At 68.6% G+C, this 18,751-nt stretch carries 14 protein-coding genes and 1 pseudogene; 5 read left to right on the forward strand and 10 right to left on the reverse strand.

The genetic code is table 11. The features are described from left to right. Window positions 1–35: 35 nt before the first annotated feature. The 3 genes from IG75_RS0117570 to IG75_RS0117580 all read right to left on the reverse strand — a co-directional run bounded on the left by IG75_RS0117570 (window position 36) and on the right by IG75_RS0117580 (window position 1,845). Entirely contained in the window at window positions 36–362 is a 327-nt protein-coding gene (locus IG75_RS0117570; RefSeq protein WP_030522375.1) for a cupin domain-containing protein, read from the reverse strand. 140 nt (window positions 363–502) lie between these two features. Further along, the gene (locus tag IG75_RS0117575) at window positions 503–1,009 is read right to left on the reverse strand and encodes a dihydrofolate reductase (RefSeq protein WP_373863777.1); all 507 of its coding nucleotides are present in this window, start codon (window positions 1,007–1,009) and stop codon (window positions 503–505) included. After that, entirely contained in the window at window positions 1,006–1,845 is an 840-nt protein-coding gene (locus IG75_RS0117580) for a thymidylate synthase (RefSeq protein ID WP_051714682.1), read from the reverse strand. Before IG75_RS0117580 ends, IG75_RS0117575 begins: the two co-directional genes overlap by 4 nt. 146 nt (window positions 1,846–1,991) lie before the next feature. Between IG75_RS0117580 and cobF the strand changes: the two genes are divergently transcribed. The 4 genes from cobF to IG75_RS0117600 are packed head-to-tail and all read left to right on the forward strand — an operon-like array spanning window position 1,992 to window position 6,234. Then, window positions 1,992–2,732 (forward strand): precorrin-6A synthase (deacetylating), encoded by a 741-nt coding sequence (gene cobF, locus IG75_RS0117585; RefSeq protein WP_030522378.1) that lies wholly within the window; start codon window positions 1,992–1,994, stop codon window positions 2,730–2,732. A 36-nt stretch (window positions 2,733–2,768) separates the two neighbouring features. Beyond that, complete coding sequence (locus IG75_RS0117590; protein WP_030522379.1) at window positions 2,769–3,014, forward strand: DUF2630 family protein; 246 nt, start codon at window positions 2,769–2,771, stop codon at window positions 3,012–3,014. Then, window positions 3,014–4,507 (forward strand): dihydrolipoyl dehydrogenase family protein, encoded by a 1,494-nt coding sequence (locus IG75_RS0117595; protein ID WP_051714683.1) that lies wholly within the window; start codon window positions 3,014–3,016, stop codon window positions 4,505–4,507. The genes IG75_RS0117590 and IG75_RS0117595 overlap by 1 nt, the downstream gene beginning before the upstream one ends. Further along, complete coding sequence (locus tag IG75_RS0117600) at window positions 4,504–6,234, forward strand: carboxylesterase/lipase family protein (protein ID WP_063834157.1); 1,731 nt, start codon at window positions 4,504–4,506, stop codon at window positions 6,232–6,234. The genes IG75_RS0117595 and IG75_RS0117600 overlap by 4 nt, the downstream gene beginning before the upstream one ends. Window positions 6,235–6,358: 124 nt before the next feature. Here IG75_RS0117600 and IG75_RS0117605 read toward each other — a convergent pair whose 3' ends face one another. The 5 genes from IG75_RS0117605 to IG75_RS0117625 form a co-directional block, all read right to left on the reverse strand. Continuing rightward, a complete protein-coding gene (locus IG75_RS0117605) occupies window positions 6,359–7,702 on the reverse strand; it encodes a 2OG-Fe(II) oxygenase (RefSeq protein ID WP_051714684.1) in 1,344 nt (447 codons plus the stop codon). A gap of 131 nt (window positions 7,703–7,833) precedes the next feature. After that, entirely contained in the window at window positions 7,834–8,022 is a 189-nt protein-coding gene (locus tag IG75_RS0117610; protein ID WP_030522383.1) for a Tn3 family transposase, read from the reverse strand. 330 nt (window positions 8,023–8,352) lie between these two features. Next, a complete protein-coding gene (locus IG75_RS39145) occupies window positions 8,353–8,532 on the reverse strand; it encodes a hypothetical protein (RefSeq protein WP_030522384.1) in 180 nt (59 codons plus the stop codon). Between the two features lie 139 nt (window positions 8,533–8,671). Further along, the gene (locus IG75_RS0117620; protein WP_030522385.1) at window positions 8,672–9,538 is read right to left on the reverse strand and encodes an Fpg/Nei family DNA glycosylase; all 867 of its coding nucleotides are present in this window, start codon (window positions 9,536–9,538) and stop codon (window positions 8,672–8,674) included. 9 nt (window positions 9,539–9,547) lie between these two features. After that, entirely contained in the window at window positions 9,548–10,084 is a 537-nt protein-coding gene (locus IG75_RS0117625) for a potassium channel family protein (RefSeq protein ID WP_030522386.1), read from the reverse strand. A gap of 175 nt (window positions 10,085–10,259) precedes the next feature. On the opposite strand from IG75_RS0117625, the gene IG75_RS0117630 reads away from it, so the two are divergent. Then, on the forward strand, window positions 10,260–10,916 hold the full coding sequence (locus tag IG75_RS0117630) for a maleylpyruvate isomerase N-terminal domain-containing protein (protein ID WP_030522387.1): 657 nt from the start codon (window positions 10,260–10,262) through the stop codon (window positions 10,914–10,916). 84 nt (window positions 10,917–11,000) lie between these two features. Here the strand turns inward: IG75_RS0117630 and IG75_RS36350 are convergent, their stop codons facing one another. Together IG75_RS36350 and IG75_RS40610 are read right to left on the reverse strand one after the other, a co-directional pair. Next, on the reverse strand, window positions 11,001–17,828 hold the full coding sequence (locus IG75_RS36350) for a non-ribosomal peptide synthetase (protein WP_282184886.1): 6,828 nt from the start codon (window positions 17,826–17,828) through the stop codon (window positions 11,001–11,003). A 121-nt stretch (window positions 17,829–17,949) separates the two neighbouring features. Continuing rightward, window positions 17,950–18,726, reverse strand: a pseudogene (locus tag IG75_RS40610) (condensation domain-containing protein); the annotation flags it as partial. Window positions 18,727–18,751 lie beyond the last annotated feature (25 nt).

Raw genomic sequence — 18,751 nt, forward strand, 5'->3', positions numbered from 1 at the left:
CGGCGCGGGACCGGCAAACGCGCGACCCGGGCCGCCTACTTGGCCACTGTCAGCAGAAAGGCCACATCATCGATGGCCTGCACACTGTGCCGGGCCTTCGGCACCACCAGCAGGTCCCCGGCCGAACCCTTCCATTCGTTGTCCCCACTGTGCAGCGTGAGCGTGCCGGAGAGGACGAGCAGGGTGGCCTCACCGTTGTTGTCGTGTTCGGCCAGGCCCTGGCCGGCGCACAACCCCACCACGGTCTGGCGTAGCGAATTCGCGTGACCGCCGTAGATTGTCTGCGAGCTGCGGCCACTGGTCACGGTCGCGGCCAGCTTGAGTTGCTGCCGGGCCACCGCTGTCAGCGATTTCTTGTCCATGGACAGCCTTTCGCCTCCGCATACCCGCGACCGGGCTGTGATCGCGGGACGTACAGCCGAGTATGCCCGACCCGGCTCCACCGTTCCGGCGTTTTCCGAGGCTCGGGCCGGTATCGCCCCCGCGGAGCGGGCGAGGGCGTTCAGTCGCGGGTGAAACGCCTGATCCGGTAGCGCAGCCCACTCGAGGATTCGAGCCAGGTCGCCGGATCGGCCGACGACCACTCCGGCCCCAGGGCCGGGGCGTGCGCGTCACCGTCCACCTCGGTGTCGACCTCGGTGATCAGCAGTTCGCCGGCATACGGTAGCGCCAGCCGGTAGATCTCGCCGCCGCCGATCACCCATGTCGCCGCGGGCGCCGCGAGTGCCAGCGCGGCCTCGACCGACGCGGCCGCTTCCGCTCCGTCCGCGGACCACCCGGGCTGCCGTGTCACGACGATATTGCGCCGGCCCGGCAACGGCCGGAACCGGGCGGGCAGCGAATCCCAGGTGCGGCGGCCCATGATCACCGGATGACCGGCGGTCGTCTCCTTGAACCGAGCCATATCCTCGGGCACCCGCCACGGAATGGTGTTGTCCACCCCGATCACCCCGGCGGGGGTCTGCGCCCAGATCAGGCCGATCACGCGGGTGGATCCGGTCACGGTCACACCGCCACCGGCGCTTTGATCCCCGGGTGGTGCCGGTAGTCGTGTACCCGCACGTCCTCGTACCGGTAGTCGAACAGCGAGGCAGCGGGTTCGAGTTCGAGCACCGGGAACGGGTACGGCGCACGGGTCAGCTGCTCGGTCACCTGTTCGTGGTGGTTGTCGTAGATATGGCAGTCACCGCCGGTCCAGATGAAATCACCGGGCACGAGCCCGGTCTGCTGGGCGACCATCACGGTGAGCAGCGCGTAGCTCGCGATATTGAACGGCACGCCGAGGAAGAGGTCGGCGCTGCGCTGGTACAGCTGGCAGGACAACCGGCCGTCGGCGACATAGAACTGGAACAGCGCATGGCACGGTGCCAGCGCCATCCGGTCCAGCTCGGCCACATTCCAGGCCGAGACGAGCATCCGCCGGGAATCGGGGTCGGTACGCAGCGTGTGCAACACCTGGGCGATCTGGTCGATGTGGCGGCCGTCGGGAGCCGGCCAGGAACGCCACTGCACCCCGTATACCGGGCCGAGCTCGCCCTCGGCATCGGCCCATTCGTCCCAGATACCGACCCCGTGCTCCTGTAGCCATCGCACATTGGAGTCGCCGCGCAGGAACCACAACAGTTCGTACACGATCGATTTGAGATGCACCTTCTTGGTGGTGATCAAGGGGAACCCGGCGGACAGGTCGTACCGCAGCTGGTGTCCGAACACACTGCGGGTGCCGGTGCCGGTGCGATCCGCCTTCGCGGTCCCCGTCTCCAGGACGAGCCGGAGCAGATCTTCGTACTGGGTGTCCGGAGCGTGTCGCGGGTCCGGGACCTGACTGTTCGCTGCGCTGACCACGGGCCGAGCTTACTTCGCGGCCGGTAGGCCGTGCCGCCGCCCCGGGGTACGCCCGGCGTCGCGGGCGAGCGGCGAAGCTTCCCGGCGATACGCCTCCTCTGGCCACCCGGCGGTCCGCCCGGTCCCCGACCTGCCAAGCTGACCCCATGCGCACGCTGTATGTGATCGGTATCGGTGCCGGCGACCCCGACCAGGTGACGATGCAGGCCGTCAAGGCCCTCCGGGAGATCGACGTCTACTTCGTGATCGGCAAGGGCGTCGAGAAACAGGAACTGGTGGCGGTGCGCACCGCGATCCTCACCGAATACGCCGACCGCCCCTACCGGATCGTGGAGATCCCCGATCCGCCCCGCGACCGGGATCCCGCGGACTACCGCGACACGGTGCTGGACTGGCACGAACGGCGTTCGCTGCTGCTGGAGGAGGCGTTCGCGGCGCAGGAGGGAGTCGGCGCGATCCTGGTCTGGGGTGATCCCGCGCTCTACGACTCCACCCTGCGCATGGTGGAGCGGGTGCTGGCCCGGGGCGCGCTGGACTTCGACTACACCGTGATACCGGGAGTCACCAGTGTGCACGCCCTCGCGGCCCGGCACCGGACCGTGCTGCACCGGATCGGCGAACCGGTACACATCACCACCGGGCGCCGCCTGCGTGAGGAAGGGCTGGGTACCGGATCGACAGTGGTCATGCTCGATGCCGACTGCGCGTTCACCACCGTCCCCGACGACACGTTCATCTGGTGGGGTGCCTATCTGGGGATGTCCGACGAAGCCCTGATCGCCGGCCGGGTCGGCGCGGTCGCCGGCGAAATCGTGCGGCAGCGGACGCAGTTGCGCGAACGCAAGGGCTGGATCATGGACATCTATCTGCTGCGCCCCGCCGAATGACCAGGTGATGGACACCGGGGTCGTAGCATGGTCGGCATGACCGAACAGGACATACTCGGGCGGATCAAGGATCTCGTCGACCACGAGCACGACCTGCGGTCCCGGGCCTCGCGCGGGGAACTCGATCCCGACGTGGAGCGACGGCGACTGGCCGAACTGGAGGTCATGCTCGATCAATGCTGGGATCTGCTGCGGCAGCGGCGGGCCCGGATCGATCGCGACGAACCACCGGACGAGGCGCAGCCGCGCTCGGCGGGACAGGTCGAGGGCTACCTACAGTAATGCCCGGCAGCGACAGCGACGCCACCGCGGACGGTGGGGTCGCCGAATACGATGTCATCGTCCTCGGCGGTGGTCCGGCCGGTGAGAACGCCGCCGCCTATGCCATCGCGGGCAGCGACCGCACCGCGGCGATCGTCGAACCGGAGAAGGTCGGTGGCGAATGCTCGTACTGGGCCTGTATCCCGAGTAAGGCATTGCTGCGACCGGGCCACGTGCTGGGCGCCGCGCTGGGACTGCCCGGGATCGAGGCAGCAGGTCCCGATACCGCCGAAGTGCTGCGCCGGCGCGACGAATTCGTGCACGCCCACAACGGCGACCACGACGATACGAGTCAGGTCGAGTGGGCGGCCCAGCAAGGTATCGAGGTGATCCGCGGCGCCGGTCGGCTCGACGGGGAACGCCGGGTACGGGTCGGCGAGCGGGTACTGCGCGCCCGCTCGGCAGTGGTACTGGCCACCGGAACCCACGCGGCCGTCCCGGACGTCCCCGGCCTGCGCGAGGCCCTGCCCTGGACCTCCCGCGATGCCACCAACCTGCACGAGATCCCGAAACGAGTGATCGTGATCGGCGGCGGCGTGGTGGCGTGTGAGGCCACCACCTGGCTCTCGGCGCTCGGCGCGGAGGTCACCGTCCTGGTCCGCGGGGATCGGCTGCTCACCGGTGTGGAACCGTTCGCCGGAGAGTACGTCGCCTCCGCGCTCACCGCGCAGGGAGTGCAGATCAGGTTCGGGACCCGGCCGCTACGGGTGACGCGCCCGGCGGCCGTCGATCACGGCGAGGGCCGGATCCACGGCGGCGCCGTCACGGTGCACGCCCACGGCCCGGACGGCGAGACCACGCTCGTCGCCGACGAGATCGTGGTGGCGGCGGGGCGGGTGCCCAACACCGACGGGATCGGCCTGGACACAGTGGGCCTGCCCGGCGGGTACGTCGAGGTCGACGATCAGCTGACGGTGTCCGGTGTACCCGAGGCCTGGCTGTACGCGGTCGGCGATATCAACCACCGCGCCGCACTCACCCATATGGGCAAGTATCAGGGCCGGGTGTGCGGGGACGTCATCGCCGCACGCGCCGCGGGCCGGTCGCTGACCGGCCCGCGTTATCGGGCCGCCGCAGACCACCACGCGGTACCGCAGGTGGTGTTCACCGACCCCGAGGTCGCCGCCGTCGGGCTCACCGCCGACGCCGCCCGGAAGGCCGGCCACGAGATCCGCACGGTGGAATTGGATATCGCGGTCGCGGGTTCGGCGCTGGCCCGCGACGACTACACCGGCCGCGCCGCGCTGGTGATCGACAACACCACCGGCACCGTGCTCGGTGCCACCTTCGTGGGCCCCGATGTCGGCGAACAGTTGCACGCCGCGACCATCGCGGTCGCCGGGCGCGTCCCACTCGACGCCCTGTGGCACGCGGTGCCCGCTTTTCCCGCGATCAGCGAATTCTGGTTACGACTGTTGGAGACCGATAGGTCGTCGTTACCATCGGGTAGATGAGCGCAACCGAACAGATCACGACCGCGGACGGTGTGGTCCGCGGTCGCCGCGGCCGACGCGTGATGTACTGGCGGTCGCTGCCGTACGCCGCGCCACCCGTCGGTGACCTGCGGTTCCGTTCGCCCCGGCCGGTGCAGCCGTGGACCGATGTACGCGACGCGACCTATTTCCGCGCCGCCGGTATCCAACCGACCTTCGGGGTGCGGCTGGGCCCGCGCAAGCTGCAGGAGATGAGCGAGGATTCGCTGACACTGAATGTCGTGGCTCCCGCCACCGCCTCGGTGCGACCGCGTCCGGTGATGGTGTTCATCCACGGTGGCGGCTACCTCTTCGGCACTTCGGCGCTGCGCCTCTATTCCGGTGTCCAGCTGGCGGCCGACGGGGATGTGCTCGTGGTGTCGATCAACTATCGGCTCGGCGCGTTCGGATACGCCGATTTCAGCGAGTTCTCCACACCGGACAGCCCCTACGACTCCAATCTCGGTCTACGTGATCAGATCGCGGCCCTGCGCTGGGTTCGGGCCAATATCGCCGAATTCGGCGGTGACCCGGACAATGTGACGATCTTCGGCGAGTCCGCCGGCGCGCACGCGGTGTTGAGCCTGCTGGCGACGCCCTCGGCGGAAGGCCTGTTCCACCGCGGTATCGCGCAGAGCCCACCCGCGGACTGGGGGTTGACGGTCGCCGAATCGCGGGAGTTCGCCCGCCGCATCCTCGACCGGCTCGGCGTCGCCCCCGAGGACGCGAACCACGCGCTGCGCGCCGCCGATCCGCACGATATCCGCCGCGCGTTCAACCGGGCGTCGAATGCGGCGATGGCGGAGTTCCCGGGATTCTTCCCGGCCGCGCCGGTAGCCGACGGCGAGTTGCTGCCGCGTACTCCGATCGACGCCTTCACCGAGGGCCACACCCACCGGGTTCCGCTGATCATCGGCACCTGCCGTAACGAGGGCGCCTTGTTCAACCGCTTCACCGATACGCTGCCCACCCGCCCGGAGCGGCTCAAGAAGGCACTCTCGGTCGCCGGACCCGACCTCTACCCCCGGGTGTTCTCCACCTATCCGGGCTTCCCGGCCGAACAGGCCGCGATCCGCGCGGGCGGCGACTACTTCTTCTGGCGGCCCTCGGTGGCGGTGGCAGAGGGACACAGCCGTCACTCCCCCACCTACGCCTATCGCTACGATTTCGCGCCCCGGCTCCTCCAGCTCAACAAACTGGGCGCCACGCACGCGACCGATCTGCTGCCGACCTTCGGCACGGTCTACGAACCGTGGAGCCGAGCCCTCACCGCCGGTGGTAGCCGTCGCGGTCTGCTCGCGGTGACCCGCCAGGTCCAGAACAACTGGCTGCATTTCGCCCGCACCGGCGAACCGCTGCCGTCCTGGCCGCGCTACACCGAACAGGAACGCAGCACGCTCATCATCGACGCGCCGGGCCGGGTGGACAACGACCCGGACAGCGCCCGGCGCAAGCTGTGGGCGGGTGTCCGCGCACCGCAGCTGGTCCCGGCCGGGGTCGGTGGGCCGGCTTTTCCGGCCGACGACGCGGGAGCCGGCTCCGAGGCCGAGCTCGAAGGCGAGGGAACGCTGCTCGACACCGTCGCCGCCGAACATCCGGTTGCCGCGACCGCCGTCGATGCGACCGTGAACATGGTGGACGAAATGTTCGACAGTGCGGACGGTCCCGCCCCGGACGGTGCGGAACGCGATCCGAAGCGGACCGACTGACGCGACTGTCCGCTTACTTGCTCCGATCAACCAGCGGCAGAGGCAACCCGCCGACTCGTCGGCCTGTGGCCGACAGGTCGTCCCGCGTCGACGGTTGAAGCCGGGGATTGCTTGCCGGGCAGTTCTATTGACGGGGCCGGATGATGATCGCCGCGCGCCTATACCAGAAATTGGCGGTGTTTCCCTCATTGCCCGTGTAACCCTTGATTTCCGACGCGAACGGCTCCAGCGTCGACTTGGATTCACCCGAGCACAACTCCCCGTCCAGGACATACGGCTCAGCAGGCTCACCGGCCGTCCCTGATCGGTCGATCAGCCAGGTCAATCTGATGGTCGACTCGCGCAGCTCGCCGAGATCTTCCGATCCCGGGACCAAAGGAAGGCTGGAGCGCACCGGAAATCTGTCGAGGTCATCGGGCACGGGCTCCACCATTTCCCCGTCTTCATCGAGGTACACCTCAGAGCTGTCGACGCATTTCCACCCGTCTTCGACGCGCTCCCAACGCTGACGATAGATCAACATGTAGGAGGTGTAGTCCTCGTCGTAGGAGTCCTCGACCTCCGCAAGAGCCAGCGACGTGTCGCATCCCGCGAGTTCGGCCGCGGCGAGCATCATCCCGGTACGGGCAGCATCGCCGCCCTTGAGCTGATTCCACCCGAATCCCTGCTGGGAATACTGATGATCCAGCAGGTAGACGAGTCGATGACGTGGGCGTTTCTCCGGCTGGCCGGGGAAAGGCTCCATCGGTGTGGTGAAATAGGCGCGCAACTGCTCGGCCAGTAACGCTACCGACGGATGCGTGGCGAATGCAGCGGCGTCCGGGCCGGTACGCCCCTTCGCCACCAGGTTGTAGGTCAGCGTGATCCGGAAACCGTCGGTGACCGGCAGCACCTCGTGCTCGCAGTCGCCGTAGAACGCGACGAAGGACAGCTCCTCCGGTGAACCCTGGTCGGTGACCTCCGTCCCCTGCTGCTCGATCACCAGTTCCCCGCCGGTGAACGTCGAAGGCAGCGTCACCACCAACGTGCCGATCATGCCGTCGGCCTTCTCCGAATCCTGATGGCGCTGAAAGAACTGTCCCGGCTCATACACCAGCATCGAATGCAGCTCCGCCGACAACTCGCAATCCGGCGCCAGACCCAGCTCGGCCTGCAGTATGTCCAGCATGGGCAGCAACGTCTCGCGCCACTGCCGTTCGTCTATCGTTACCCGGTCCCGCGGAACCTCCCATGTGTCGCGCACATTCGCGTCCAATAGGGTCTGCTCGCGCAGACCATACCGCGCCGGCCGCCCGACCCCGCACAGTTCCCGCGCCTGAGCCGGCGTCACTGGCAACCGGATCGGCCCCACCCCATCCACCTCGATCCTCAGGTTCTCCGCCGACCCCGTCCGACGCGCAGCAAATGAACCCGCCGACGACGCCGAACCCATGAGCTCGCCGATCACCCGTAAAGTCTTGTCCGCCACGCACTTCTCCCATGTTCGACAACGTTCGCGGGGCATCCTCTCAGGGCCCACCGACGATCCAGTCCCCGATGCGGGAAACATCGGAACCGAGAGTCGGCCGGACTCCCCGGCCGGTCTACGCCGGTCAGGTGTCACTCGTCGTCGTGGCTGCGGATGAACGCCGACAACCGGGCAGCACCCTCCTTACGGACCGGATAGCCTTGTGCGCGAAGCTCTTCCAGGGCTCGGTCGTTGTAGACGGTGTTCCACAGCGCGAGACGGTCGAGCACCGGCCCGAGCGCGGAGAGCCGGCCTTCCATGCCCTCGTAGTAGGTGCGCACCCATCGGGGATTGTCTGATCAGCGGCGGATCTCAATGATCGAGGGACAGAAGCCGAGTGAGTGAGGCGGCAGCCGAGGACAAAACCGTGATCGGGCAGGGCAGCGCCTCTGGTGCGGCGGAGGTCTCGGATGAGCAGTTGATCGCGATGCCGGTCGAGCGTCCGCGCCATAGGCCGTGTTGTCGGACCGGCGTGCGATCCTCTCGGAGTAACTGTCCCGGCCCGGAGGCGAAGACGATGGCCGAGAACGGTGAGCAGCCCACGGTGAGGCTGGTCGTGCATTGCCGCCGCTGTCACGGCTGGTTGTTGTCTCCGCGTTCGATCGCCGGGGCTATTCGGGTGCTTCGACCGCGACCAGTGCAGCCAGCGGCATCGAGAACGGGTACCCGCCGGCGGCTTGCGGGTCGTCGGGTTCGATCGTCGCGCGAGCCTCTTCGTGGTCGATATCGCGGACCACGAAGGTCGAGGCCCCGGACTCCCCGATGCGCACCTTGTCGCCGATTCCGATCACCGTCCGAGAATACTCGAAAGTGTGTTCGATTCCCGGTGTGACGACATCCCGCGCCCCTACGGCGTGTCCTGGACCCACCGTGTCGCGCCCACGCACTGACAAGAAACGACTCGTGCCGCGGCGACATGCTGATCCGGTCCTATTTGAGCAGGCGTGACATCCGGCGGTCGGCCAGGATCTTGCCCCCGGTCTGGCAGGTCGGGCAGTACTGGAACGACCGGTCGGTGAACGCGACCTCGCGGACCGTGTCACCGCACACCGGACAGGGCAGACCGGTGCGGGCGTGCACCCGCATACCCGAACGCTTCTCACCCTTGAGCCGGGCGGCATCCTGCCCGACCGACCGCGCCACGGCATCCGCCAGCACCGTGCGCATCGCCGCGTACAGGTCGGCGACCTTCGCCGCGGACAGCGTCTTCGCCGTGGCGAACGGCGAGATCTTGGCGGTGTGCAGGATCTCGTCGGAATAGGCGTTGCCGATTCCCGCGAGCACGGTCTGATCGACCAGCACATTCTTGATCCGCCCCGGCGCGGCGGCCAGCAGCTCGGCGAACTGCGGCTCGGTGACCGCGAGCGCGTCGGGCCCGAGCCGGGCGATCCCCGGAACCTGCGCCGGGTCGTTCACGATATAGACGGCGAGACGCTTCTTGGTGCCCGCCTCGGTGAGGTCGAAGGCCGGGGTGGCGCCCTCGGGTGTGAAGAAGTGCACCCGCAACGCGAGCGGACCGCGACCCGGCTTGGGCGGGCTCACACTCGGGTTGTCGGTCCAGCGCAGCCAGCCCGCCCGGGACAGATGGGTGATCAGCCACAGACCCCCGCAGTCCATCCCGAGGAACTTCCCCCACCGCCCGGCGCCGGTCACATCCCGGCCCGACAGCGCCGTTACCGGCGGATCGAAGGTTTTGATCGCGCTCAGCGCCGCGATATCGATCCGCCCCACCACCGCGCCGACCGCGTGCTCCCGCAGGAACTGCGCCAGCGCCTCCACTTCCGGTAGTTCGGGCACGGCCTCAGGCTACCGGGGGCCTCCGACATCCGTGCGGTCCAAACGCCGGGTGATTCCGGTCGTGGTCACGGCCAGCAGCGTACCGATCACTACCAGGTCGAAGGCCATCTGCACTGTGGTCGCTACCCGGGCGGCCTGACCGACCGGGTGCACATCACCGAAACCGACGGTGCCCAGCGTCGCGACGGTGTAATAGAGGGCGTCGTTGCGGGTACGCAACTCGGCGAACTGTCCGGGCTGGCGGAGCTCGAGGACGTAGTAGAACAGTGCGAAGAACACCACGACGAGAGTGATCAGGAAAAGCAACCCGTCGACGCGGCGGCCCGTATCGTCGCTCGCGGCCAGGAACTGGCCGATCCGGCGATAGGCCAGCCAGCACAGCCCTGCCACCCCGGCGACGAATGCCACCAGCGTGACCACTCGCGTGGGCCAGAAGCCGGGAAGTTCCAGTCCGACCGGCACGAAATAGTAGAACAGCAGCGCGGACAGCACCGTGCCCGCGTTCCGCCACAGATGCGCGCGGCCGGCGATACGTCGAGTACCCATGCGGTCATGATCTGCCCCCGCGGCCGGCTCGACGGCCGGGCACGCCGGGCCGCGCACCGATTCCGCTCGCTCGGCGCCGTGGACGACCGGGCCGGACACGCCCGGGACCGCGTCCGGAGCCGTGCCGGCCGGGAAACCGCTCGCGGCGGTGGGTCGGCGCTGCTAGCTTGCGGCGGTGGATCACTTCTCACGCTCGTGGACAGCGTTGCGCGCGGCGGTCGCCGGACTCGCGGACGCGGATTTCGGGCGACCGTCGGGATGTACCGGCTGGCTCGTCCGGGATCTGGTCTGCCACCTGATCATCGATGCCCAGGATGTGCTGATCACCCTGGTGACCCCCACCGACAAGGAACCCACGCGCGACGCGGTGACCTACTGGGATATCGCCGAGACCCCACCGACCGGGGACGATCCACTCGACGCCCTCACCGTCCGGCTGGCCGCCGCCTACGGCGAGCCGCGCCTGCTCGAACTCCACCTCGACGATGTCGGCTCGGCCGCCGGCCGCGCCGCCGTACTCGCCGACCCGGACCAGCGGGTGAGTACCCGCGACGAGGTCCTCACCACCGGTGACTATCTGTCCGCCTACGTCCTGGAATGGACGCTGCACCACCTTGACCTGGTCGCCCATCTCCCGCGGGCCGCACAACCGCCCGAAGAGTGCCTCGCCCGCTCGCGGGAGCTGCTGGAGCGCATCGCCGGAGCCGTATTCCCGGCGACGTTCTCCGACCGGGACGCCCTGTTGATCGGCACCGGACGCCGCGCCGCCACCGCCGAGGAAGAGGCGGCCCTGGGCGAGCTGTCCGCAAGACTGCCGATGGTCCTCGGTTGAGAGAAACCGGCCGGAGACACCACCGGACCGCGACGCGGTCGGCGCCCCTGTAGAGGGCCGCCGACCCCGACGCGGCGTACCGGTTCAGCCCTCTTCGCCGGCCGTGCCCGCGAGCCGGGCCAGCAACCGCGGCGCGATCACCGAGAACGATTCCACCGTCGTCATATCGTCGTGTGTCGCCGGTACCGCGTATTCGACGATTTCCCCGGCTACATACGGCAACCAGTCCTCCGCCCGCGGGCCGGCCTGCCGCGCACCCGGTGTGGGTACCTCGGCGCGGAAGAAATCGATGACACCGCTGTAGGTCCGGGGCCGGTGTTCGGAGATCAGTTCCGCGGATCGCGCGGCGGTCCGGTACACCCCGCGCAACCGTTCCACCGGCAGGGTCAGCAACTCCGGCGGGATCAGCTCGTGCAGCCGTTCCAGTTCGGCGTCGTCGAGTTCGCCGACGCCCCGGTCGGCCCCCGCTTCCTCGGTCACGATGCCCTGTTCCACCAGCGCCGCACGGAGCAGGGTTTCGAAGATTCCCGGATCGACGGCGGGATGGCTGTCGAGCAGGGCCAGCATCTCGACCTGCTCCCCCGCCGCCTGCAATTCGGTGGCGATGGCGTGCGCCAGCACACCGCCCAAGGACCAGCCGAGCAGGCGATACGGACCGTCGGGCTGGATCCGCCGGATCTCCGACAGATACCGGGCCGCGATCTCCGCCAGCGAATCCGGCGCGTAGTCGGGTTCGGTGTAGGCGGGCGACTGGAGACCGTAGATCGGCTGATCGTCCGGCAGCAGTCCGGTCAGCGCGGCGAAACTCCACGCCAGCCCGTCCCGGGCGTGGACAGCGAAAATCGGGGTCGCCGTACCGGTCTCCCGGATGGGCAGCACCACCCGCAATGCCGCCTCGGACAGTTCCGCCGCGGCACCCGGCTCGACGATCCGCCCGGCGAGCCCGGCGACCGTCGCCTCGGTGAACATCCACTGCACACTGATCTCGGCCCCGGTGACCGCACCCAGCCGGGCCGCCACCTTGGTCGCGAGCAGCGAGTTACCGCCGAGGGCGAAGAACGAATCGTCCACACCCACCCGGTCCACGCCCAGAACTTCGGCGAAGACTTCGGCGACGGTCTGTTCCAGCGGGGTGCGCGGGGCGCGGTAGCCGGCGTCGGCCGCGAAAACCGGTTCGGGCAGCGCGTTGCGGTCCAGCTTCCCGGCGGGGGTCAGCGGGATCTCATCGATCACCATGATCGACGACGGCACCATATGGCCCGGCAGTAGCGCCTCGATATGCGTGCGTACGCCCGCCGTATCGACCGGAGTTCCCGGTGCGGCCACCACATACGACACCAGCGACATGACGCCGGCCGGATTGCGGTGCCCGACCGTGACCGCGAAATCGACAGCGTCGGACGAGGTCAGCGCGGAGTCGATCTCGCCGAGTTCGATACGGAAACCGCGAATCTTGACCTGGAAGTCGTTGCGGCCCACATACTCCACCGCCGGATCACCGGCGCCGTCGCGCCGCCAACGCACGATGTCACCCGTGCGGTACAACCGCGACCCCGGCGCACCGAACGGGTCGGCGACGAATCGCTGCGCCGTCAGACCCGCGCGCGCGTGATAGCCGCGCGCCAGCTGGATACCACCGACATACAGCTCACCGGCCACGCCCTCGGGGACCGGGTTCAACCGATCGTCCAGTACCAGCGCGCGCATACCCCGCACCGGGCCGCCGATCGTCACCGGATCGCCCGGTAGCAGCGCCCCACTGATATTCGTCGCGACAGTCGCCTCGGTCGGACCGTAGGCGTTGTGCAGCCGGCGCTCGACCCCACCGTCGCGGACCGTGGACCACTTCGCCACCAGATCCGCCGAAATGGCTTCGCCACCGGCGATGATGACCCGCATACCCGCCAGATCGGCCGGATCCAGCGAGGCCAGCACCGACGGCGTGATCAATCCGACCGTTACCCGTTCCCGGGCGATCAGCTCGCCGAGCTCGGCGCCGCCGTAGGTCCCCGGCGGAACCACCACCAGGGCGCCCGCGGAACCCACCGCCAGCAGCAGTTCCAGGATCGAGGCGTCGAAACTCGGGGACGCGAACGCCAGCGCCCGGGAATGCCGGTTCAGTCCGTACCTTTCGACCTGTTCGGCACTGAAGTTCGCCAGACCGGCATGCGTGACGACCACGCCCTTGGGCAGACCCGTGGAGCCCGAGGTGTAGATGACGTAGGCGGTGTTCGCCGGAGTCAGCGGACGGACCCGGTCGGCGTCGGTGACCGCGGCACCGGAGTAACGCCGCGAATCCTGTTCGTCGAGCACCAGCCAATCCACCGAATCCGGCAGCTCGGCCCGCACCGACGACACCGTCACACCCACCCGCGCCCGCGAATCGGTGAGCATATGCGCGATCCGGTCCGCCGGATAGGTCGGATCGACCGGTACGAACGCCGCACCCGACTTGGTGACAGCCCACTCGGCCAGCACCGAATCCGCCGACCGCGGCACCGCCACGGCCACCAGATCCTCGGCACCGAGTCCGCGCTCGATCAACACCCGCGCCAACCGGTTCGAGCGCTCGTCCATCTCGCCGTAGGACAGCCGCTGATCACGGAACACCACCGCCGGCGCCGACCGGTCCTCGGCCACCGCGGCGGCCAGCAGATCGGGCAGGGTCCGGGCCGGCACCGCCGGACCACCGGACCGCGAGCCCAGCTCCGCCCGCTCGGCCGCACTCAGGAATTCCACCTCGCCCACCGGCAGCTCCGGCGAATCGACCAGCTGGCCGATCACCCGCAGCAGCCGCGTGGCCAGGGTTTCGATGGTGTCGGCCGCGAACGCGCTGGTCAGATATTTCAGCGCGATTCCGACCGTGTTCTCGGCGGTCACCACCAGGGTCAGCGGGTAATGGCTGTTGTCCCGCGAACCCACCCCGGCGATCGTCATACCGTCGATATCACCGGTCGCGGCGACCTCGGCGGCATCGGTCGGATAGGACTCGAACACGAACAGGCTGTCGAACTGCGCCGCGGTCCCGGCGGCCCGCTGGATATCGTTCAGCCCGAGATAGTGGTGTTCCAGCAGGGCCGCCTGCGCGCGCTGCAGCTCGGTGAGCAGCTCGCCGGTGGTGGCCCGGTGATCGAGACGCACCCGGACCGGCAGGGTGTTGATGAACAGCCCGACCATGGATTCGATTCCGGGCAGTTCCGCGGGCCGGCCGGAGACCGTGGCACCGAACACCACATCGTCGCGTCCGGTCATCCAGCCGAGCAGTACACCCCAGGCCGCCTGCAGCAGCGTGTTCACCGTGATACCGAGTTCGGCGGCCCGCGCCGTCAGCTGCCGCGTGCGGTCCGCGTCGAGTTCGGCCATAACGGTGCCGACATCGTAGTTCTCCGCCGGCGCCGGGTGCGGGACCAGCAGCGAGGGTTCGGAGAAGCCGGCCAGCTCCGCCCGCCAGGCCTCCGCGGAGACGGCCCGGTCGCGATCGGCGAGCCAGGACAGGAAGTTCCGGTACGAGGCCACCCGCGGCAGCGCGGACGTATCGCCGCGCAGTGCGTAGAGCACCAGCAGTTCCCGCATGAGCAGCGGCATGGACCAGCCGTCGAGCAGGATGTGGTGCGAGGTGATCGCCAGTTGCCACGCGTCCTCGGCCAACCGGACGAGGTTGAACCGGATCAGCGGCGGCACCGCCATATCGAAGTGCTCGGCCTGATCCGCGGCCAGCAACCGGCGCAGCTCGCCGGCGCGTTCGTCCTCGGGCAGATCGCGCAGGTCGATATCGCGCCACGGCACCGGCACATTGTCGAGTACGACCTGCACCCATTGGCCGGCGCTGTCGGCGACGAACGCGGTCCGCAGGTTCGGGTACCGGCCGATCATCACCTCGGCGGCGGCCCGCAGCCGCGCGGGGTCCACGGTGCCGGCCAGGTCGACCGAGGACTGCATGGTGTAGACGTCCACACCGTCCGCGATGAACTGGGCGTGGAACAGCAGACCCGACTGCAGCGGCGACAGCGGCCAGACCTCCGACAGCGCCGGATAGGTGCGCTCCCACCGTTCGATATCACCCTGCGAGACCCGCACCAGCGACATATCGGATGGCGTGAACCCGCCCGCTTCCGGCTGCCGGACATGCTCGGCGAGCGCGGTGAGCGCGGCGATCCACAGGTCCGCGAACTCGCGAACCTGCGACTCGGCGAGCAGCCCGGCCGGATAGGCGAAGTTCGCGCTCAGCACCGGACCCTCGGCACCGGAGTTGACGATGGCATTGATATCGAGCACGGCGTTGGCCGGCATATCCCGGTCCGCGTCCACATCGATCGGGCCCAGTTCGGCGGTCGGTATCCAGCCCAACTCGACGAGTTCCGGGGAGATCTCCCCGGTGGAGACACGACCCAGATAGTTGAAGCTGATCTGGCCCGGTACCCGGTCCGGCAGCCGATCGCCGGTGCCGGAGTTCAGATAGCGCAGCAGGCCGTAACCCAGACCCTTGTCCGGCACCGCGAGCAGCTGTTCCTTCACCGATTTCACCAGTACGCCGAAGTCGGGACCACCGGCGAAGGCATCGTCGATATCGATCCCGGGCAGGTCCAGCCGAAGCGGATGCACGGCGGTGAACCAGCCGACGGTGCGGGACAGGTCGGCACCGGGCACCACGGACTCTTCGCGACCGTGACCCTCCAGTTTGACCAGCACCGCCGCGTTCGGACCGTCGCCGCGCCAGCGGGCCACGGCCAGTGCCAGTGCCGCCAGCAGAGCGTCATTGGGTCCGCCGTGGTAGCGGGCGCCGACAGTGGTCAGCACCGTCTCGGTGATATGGGCGGGTAGCAACACATCGAATCGTTCGACCGTCGCGTTGGTGTCGACGGCCGGGTCGAAGGCGCGGGTACCCAGCAGCGGGTCCGGAGTGGACGCGATCTTCTGCCAATACGGCAGTTCCGCGACCCGGCCGGGCTCGACGGCGGCCTCCGCGAGGCCGTGCGCCCACCGCCGCAGCGAGGTCCCGACCGGCGGGAGCGTCACTGCGGCGCCGGCCGCCAGCTGCGACCAGGCCAGCGCCAGATCCGGGATGATGATGCGCCAGGACACACCGTCGACCACGAAGTGGTGCGCGGCGAAGAGCAGCACATCGCGCCGGTCACCGTCGAACGAGAACCACACGAACTGCACCATCACCCCGGCGATGGGGTCCAACCGGCCCAGTGCGGCATCGAATTCGGCGGAGGCGAGGCGGGCCAGTTCGTCTTCGCCGATGGCATTGTCGAGGTCGACCCGGCCCACCAGCGCGTCGATATCGACCGCACCGGGCGCGAGCGCTTCGAACGTCCGCACCCCCTCCGCGTCCCGCAGGCGGGCGCGCAGGGCGTCGTGGTGATCGAATACCGCGGTCAAAGTGGCGACGAGGGTTTCGCGGTCGATATCGACCGGCAGCCGCAACAGCATGGGCTGCGCGAAACGCTGGTACGCATCGTTGCCGTCGAGGATCTGCGACATGACCGGCGATATCGGCATCTCGCCCACCCCGCCGCCGGGCAGTTCCGCCAGCCGCTGTGCGTCCGCGTCGCCGCGGCCGGCGACCTCGGCGAGTGCGGCCGCGGTGCGGCGCTCGAATACGTCCCGGGGCGTGAAGACCACGCCGCGGGCCTTGGCGCGCGACACCAGCTGGATCGACAGGATGCTGTCGCCGCCGAGCGCGAAGAACGAATCGTCCACACCGACCTGCGCGAGGCCGAGGACGTCGGCGAACACCTCGCAGATGATCGACTCGACCGCTCCTACCGGAGCGCGGAACGACTGTGCTTCCAGCACCGGTTCCGGAAGCGCCTTGCGGTCCAGTTTGCCCACCGGGGTCAGCGGGATCTCGTCCAGGACGATGACAACCGTCGGCACCATGTGCGCCGGCAACCGCTCGGACACGAACTCGGTCACCGCGGCGGTGTCCACACTGTGCCCCGGCATCGCCAGCACATACGACACCAGAATCGTCGCACCCGCGTCGGTATCCCGGCCCAGGGTCACCGCGTACTCGACGTCCGGATGCGCGGCCAGCGCCGTATCGATCTCGCCCAGCTCCACCCGGAGACCGCGGATCTTGACCTGGAAGTCCGAACGGCCCACATAGTCCAGTTCCCAGTTCACCGTCGGCAACGCCTCGTTACCGGCCCGGGTACCGGGCGTCGCGTACCAACGCACCACATCACCGGTGCGATACATCCGCGAACCCTCGAAACTGTAGGGGTTGGCCACGAACCGATCCGCCGTCAGACCCGACCGGTTGTGGTAACCGCGAGCCAACGCGCCACCGGCCAGATACAGCTCACCCGCCACACCGGGCGGCACCGGCCGCAACCGCGCATCCAGCACCAGCGCCGCCATACCGTGCACGGGCTTTCCGATGGTCACATGCCCGCCGGTGCACAACTGCGCGTAGGAGGAGATGATGGTCGTCTCGGTGGGACCGTAGCCGTTGAAGTACTTGCGGCCCGGCTCCCACTTCGCCAGTAGCTCCGGGGTGGTCACATCGCCACCGACCGAGAGCACCTCGAGCGCGTCCAGACCCGCGGGGTCCATGGTCCCCAGCACCGCCGGAGTGATGATCGTGTGGGTCACCGCTTCGGTCCGCAGGAGTTCGGCCAGTTCCGGACCGCCGATGATCTCCCCGGGAACCACGACGAGCGTCGCACCCACGAACGCGGTGCACACCCATTCCAGCACCGAAGGATCGAAACTCGGCGAACAGATGTGCAGGAACCGATGCCGGGATTCCAGACCGTACAGATCGGCCGCCACATCGGCGAGGCCGCCCATACCCCCGTGCGTCACCATCACGCCCTTGGGCAGACCTGTCGACCCCGAGGTATAGATGACATACGCCGGATGGGCCATCGCCAACGGCGCGATCCGCTCCGCATCGGTCACCGCGGGCCTCCGCCAGGAACTCCGGGTCGTCGAGTCGCAGCCACTGCACATCACCGGGCAGCCGGTCCACGTGCTCACTGCTGGTGAGCCCCAGGACGGCACCGGAGTCGGTGAGCATATGCCGCACCCGATCCGGCGGATAGTTCGGATCCACCGGAACATGTGCGCCACCGGCCTTGGCGACGGCCCAGAACGCCAGCACGACCTCGTAGGACCGCGGCAGCGCCAGCGCCACGATCCGCTCCGGACCGACCCCGCGCTCGATGAGCACCCGCGCCAACCGCGACGACTGCGCGTCCAACTCCCGGTAGGTCACCGACCGGCCGCGGTAACGCACCGCCACACCATCCGGATTCACCCGCACGCCGGCCGTGAGGAGCTCCGGCAACAGCCCCTTCGCCATGACATCGTCACCGCGGACATGGGTGAGTAGCCGGTACTCGGCATCGTTGGTGATCGGCAGGTCGCCGATCGGCGCCTCCGGGTTGCGGACGATGGCCCCGAGCAGATACAGGAACCGGCGCGCGAAGACCCCGACCGTGTCCTCGTCGAACAGGTCACGAGCATAGGAGAAGGCCGCCGCCATACCGGACTCGGTTTCGGTGACCCGGAGCGACAGGTCGAATTTTTCGGTGTCGACATCGAAATCGACAGCGCCGACCCGTAGTCCGGGCAGTTCGAAATCGGCCGGCGGCAGATTCTCGAACGACAACGCCACCTGGAACAACGGATGCCGAGCGGTCGAACGCTCGGCCCCGACCAGTTCGACGAGCCGCTCGAACGGGATATCGGCATGCGCGAACGCCTGCAGATCCGCCTCCCGAGTCGCCGCCAAGAACTCCGCGAAACTCGCCCCACCCCGCACCTGCGACCGCAACACCAACGTATTGACGAACATCCCGACCACATCGTCGAGCTCCGCC

Origin of the sequence: Nocardia rhamnosiphila NBRC 108938 (genome assembly GCF_000720425.1) — a bacterium.
GTDB classification, from domain to species: Bacteria; Actinomycetota; Actinomycetes; order Mycobacteriales; family Mycobacteriaceae; genus Nocardia; species Nocardia rhamnosiphila.

Excerpts from the sequence above, each read along its gene's own strand:
- IG75_RS0117570 (WP_030522375.1), bottom strand. The coding sequence starts at position 362 with ATGGACAAGAAATCGCTGACAGCGGTGGCCCGGCAGCAACTCAAGCTG.
- cobF (WP_030522378.1), top strand. The coding sequence starts at position 1,992 with ATGCGCACGCTGTATGTGATCGGTATCGGTGCCGGCGACCCCGACCAG.
- IG75_RS0117590 (WP_030522379.1), top strand. The coding sequence starts at position 2,769 with ATGACCGAACAGGACATACTCGGGCGGATCAAGGATCTCGTCGACCAC.
- IG75_RS0117595 (WP_051714683.1), top strand. The coding sequence starts at position 3,014 with ATGCCCGGCAGCGACAGCGACGCCACCGCGGACGGTGGGGTCGCCGAA.
- IG75_RS0117600 (WP_063834157.1), top strand. The coding sequence starts at position 4,504 with ATGAGCGCAACCGAACAGATCACGACCGCGGACGGTGTGGTCCGCGGT.
- IG75_RS0117625 (WP_030522386.1), bottom strand. The coding sequence starts at position 10,084 with ATGGGTACTCGACGTATCGCCGGCCGCGCGCATCTGTGGCGGAACGCG.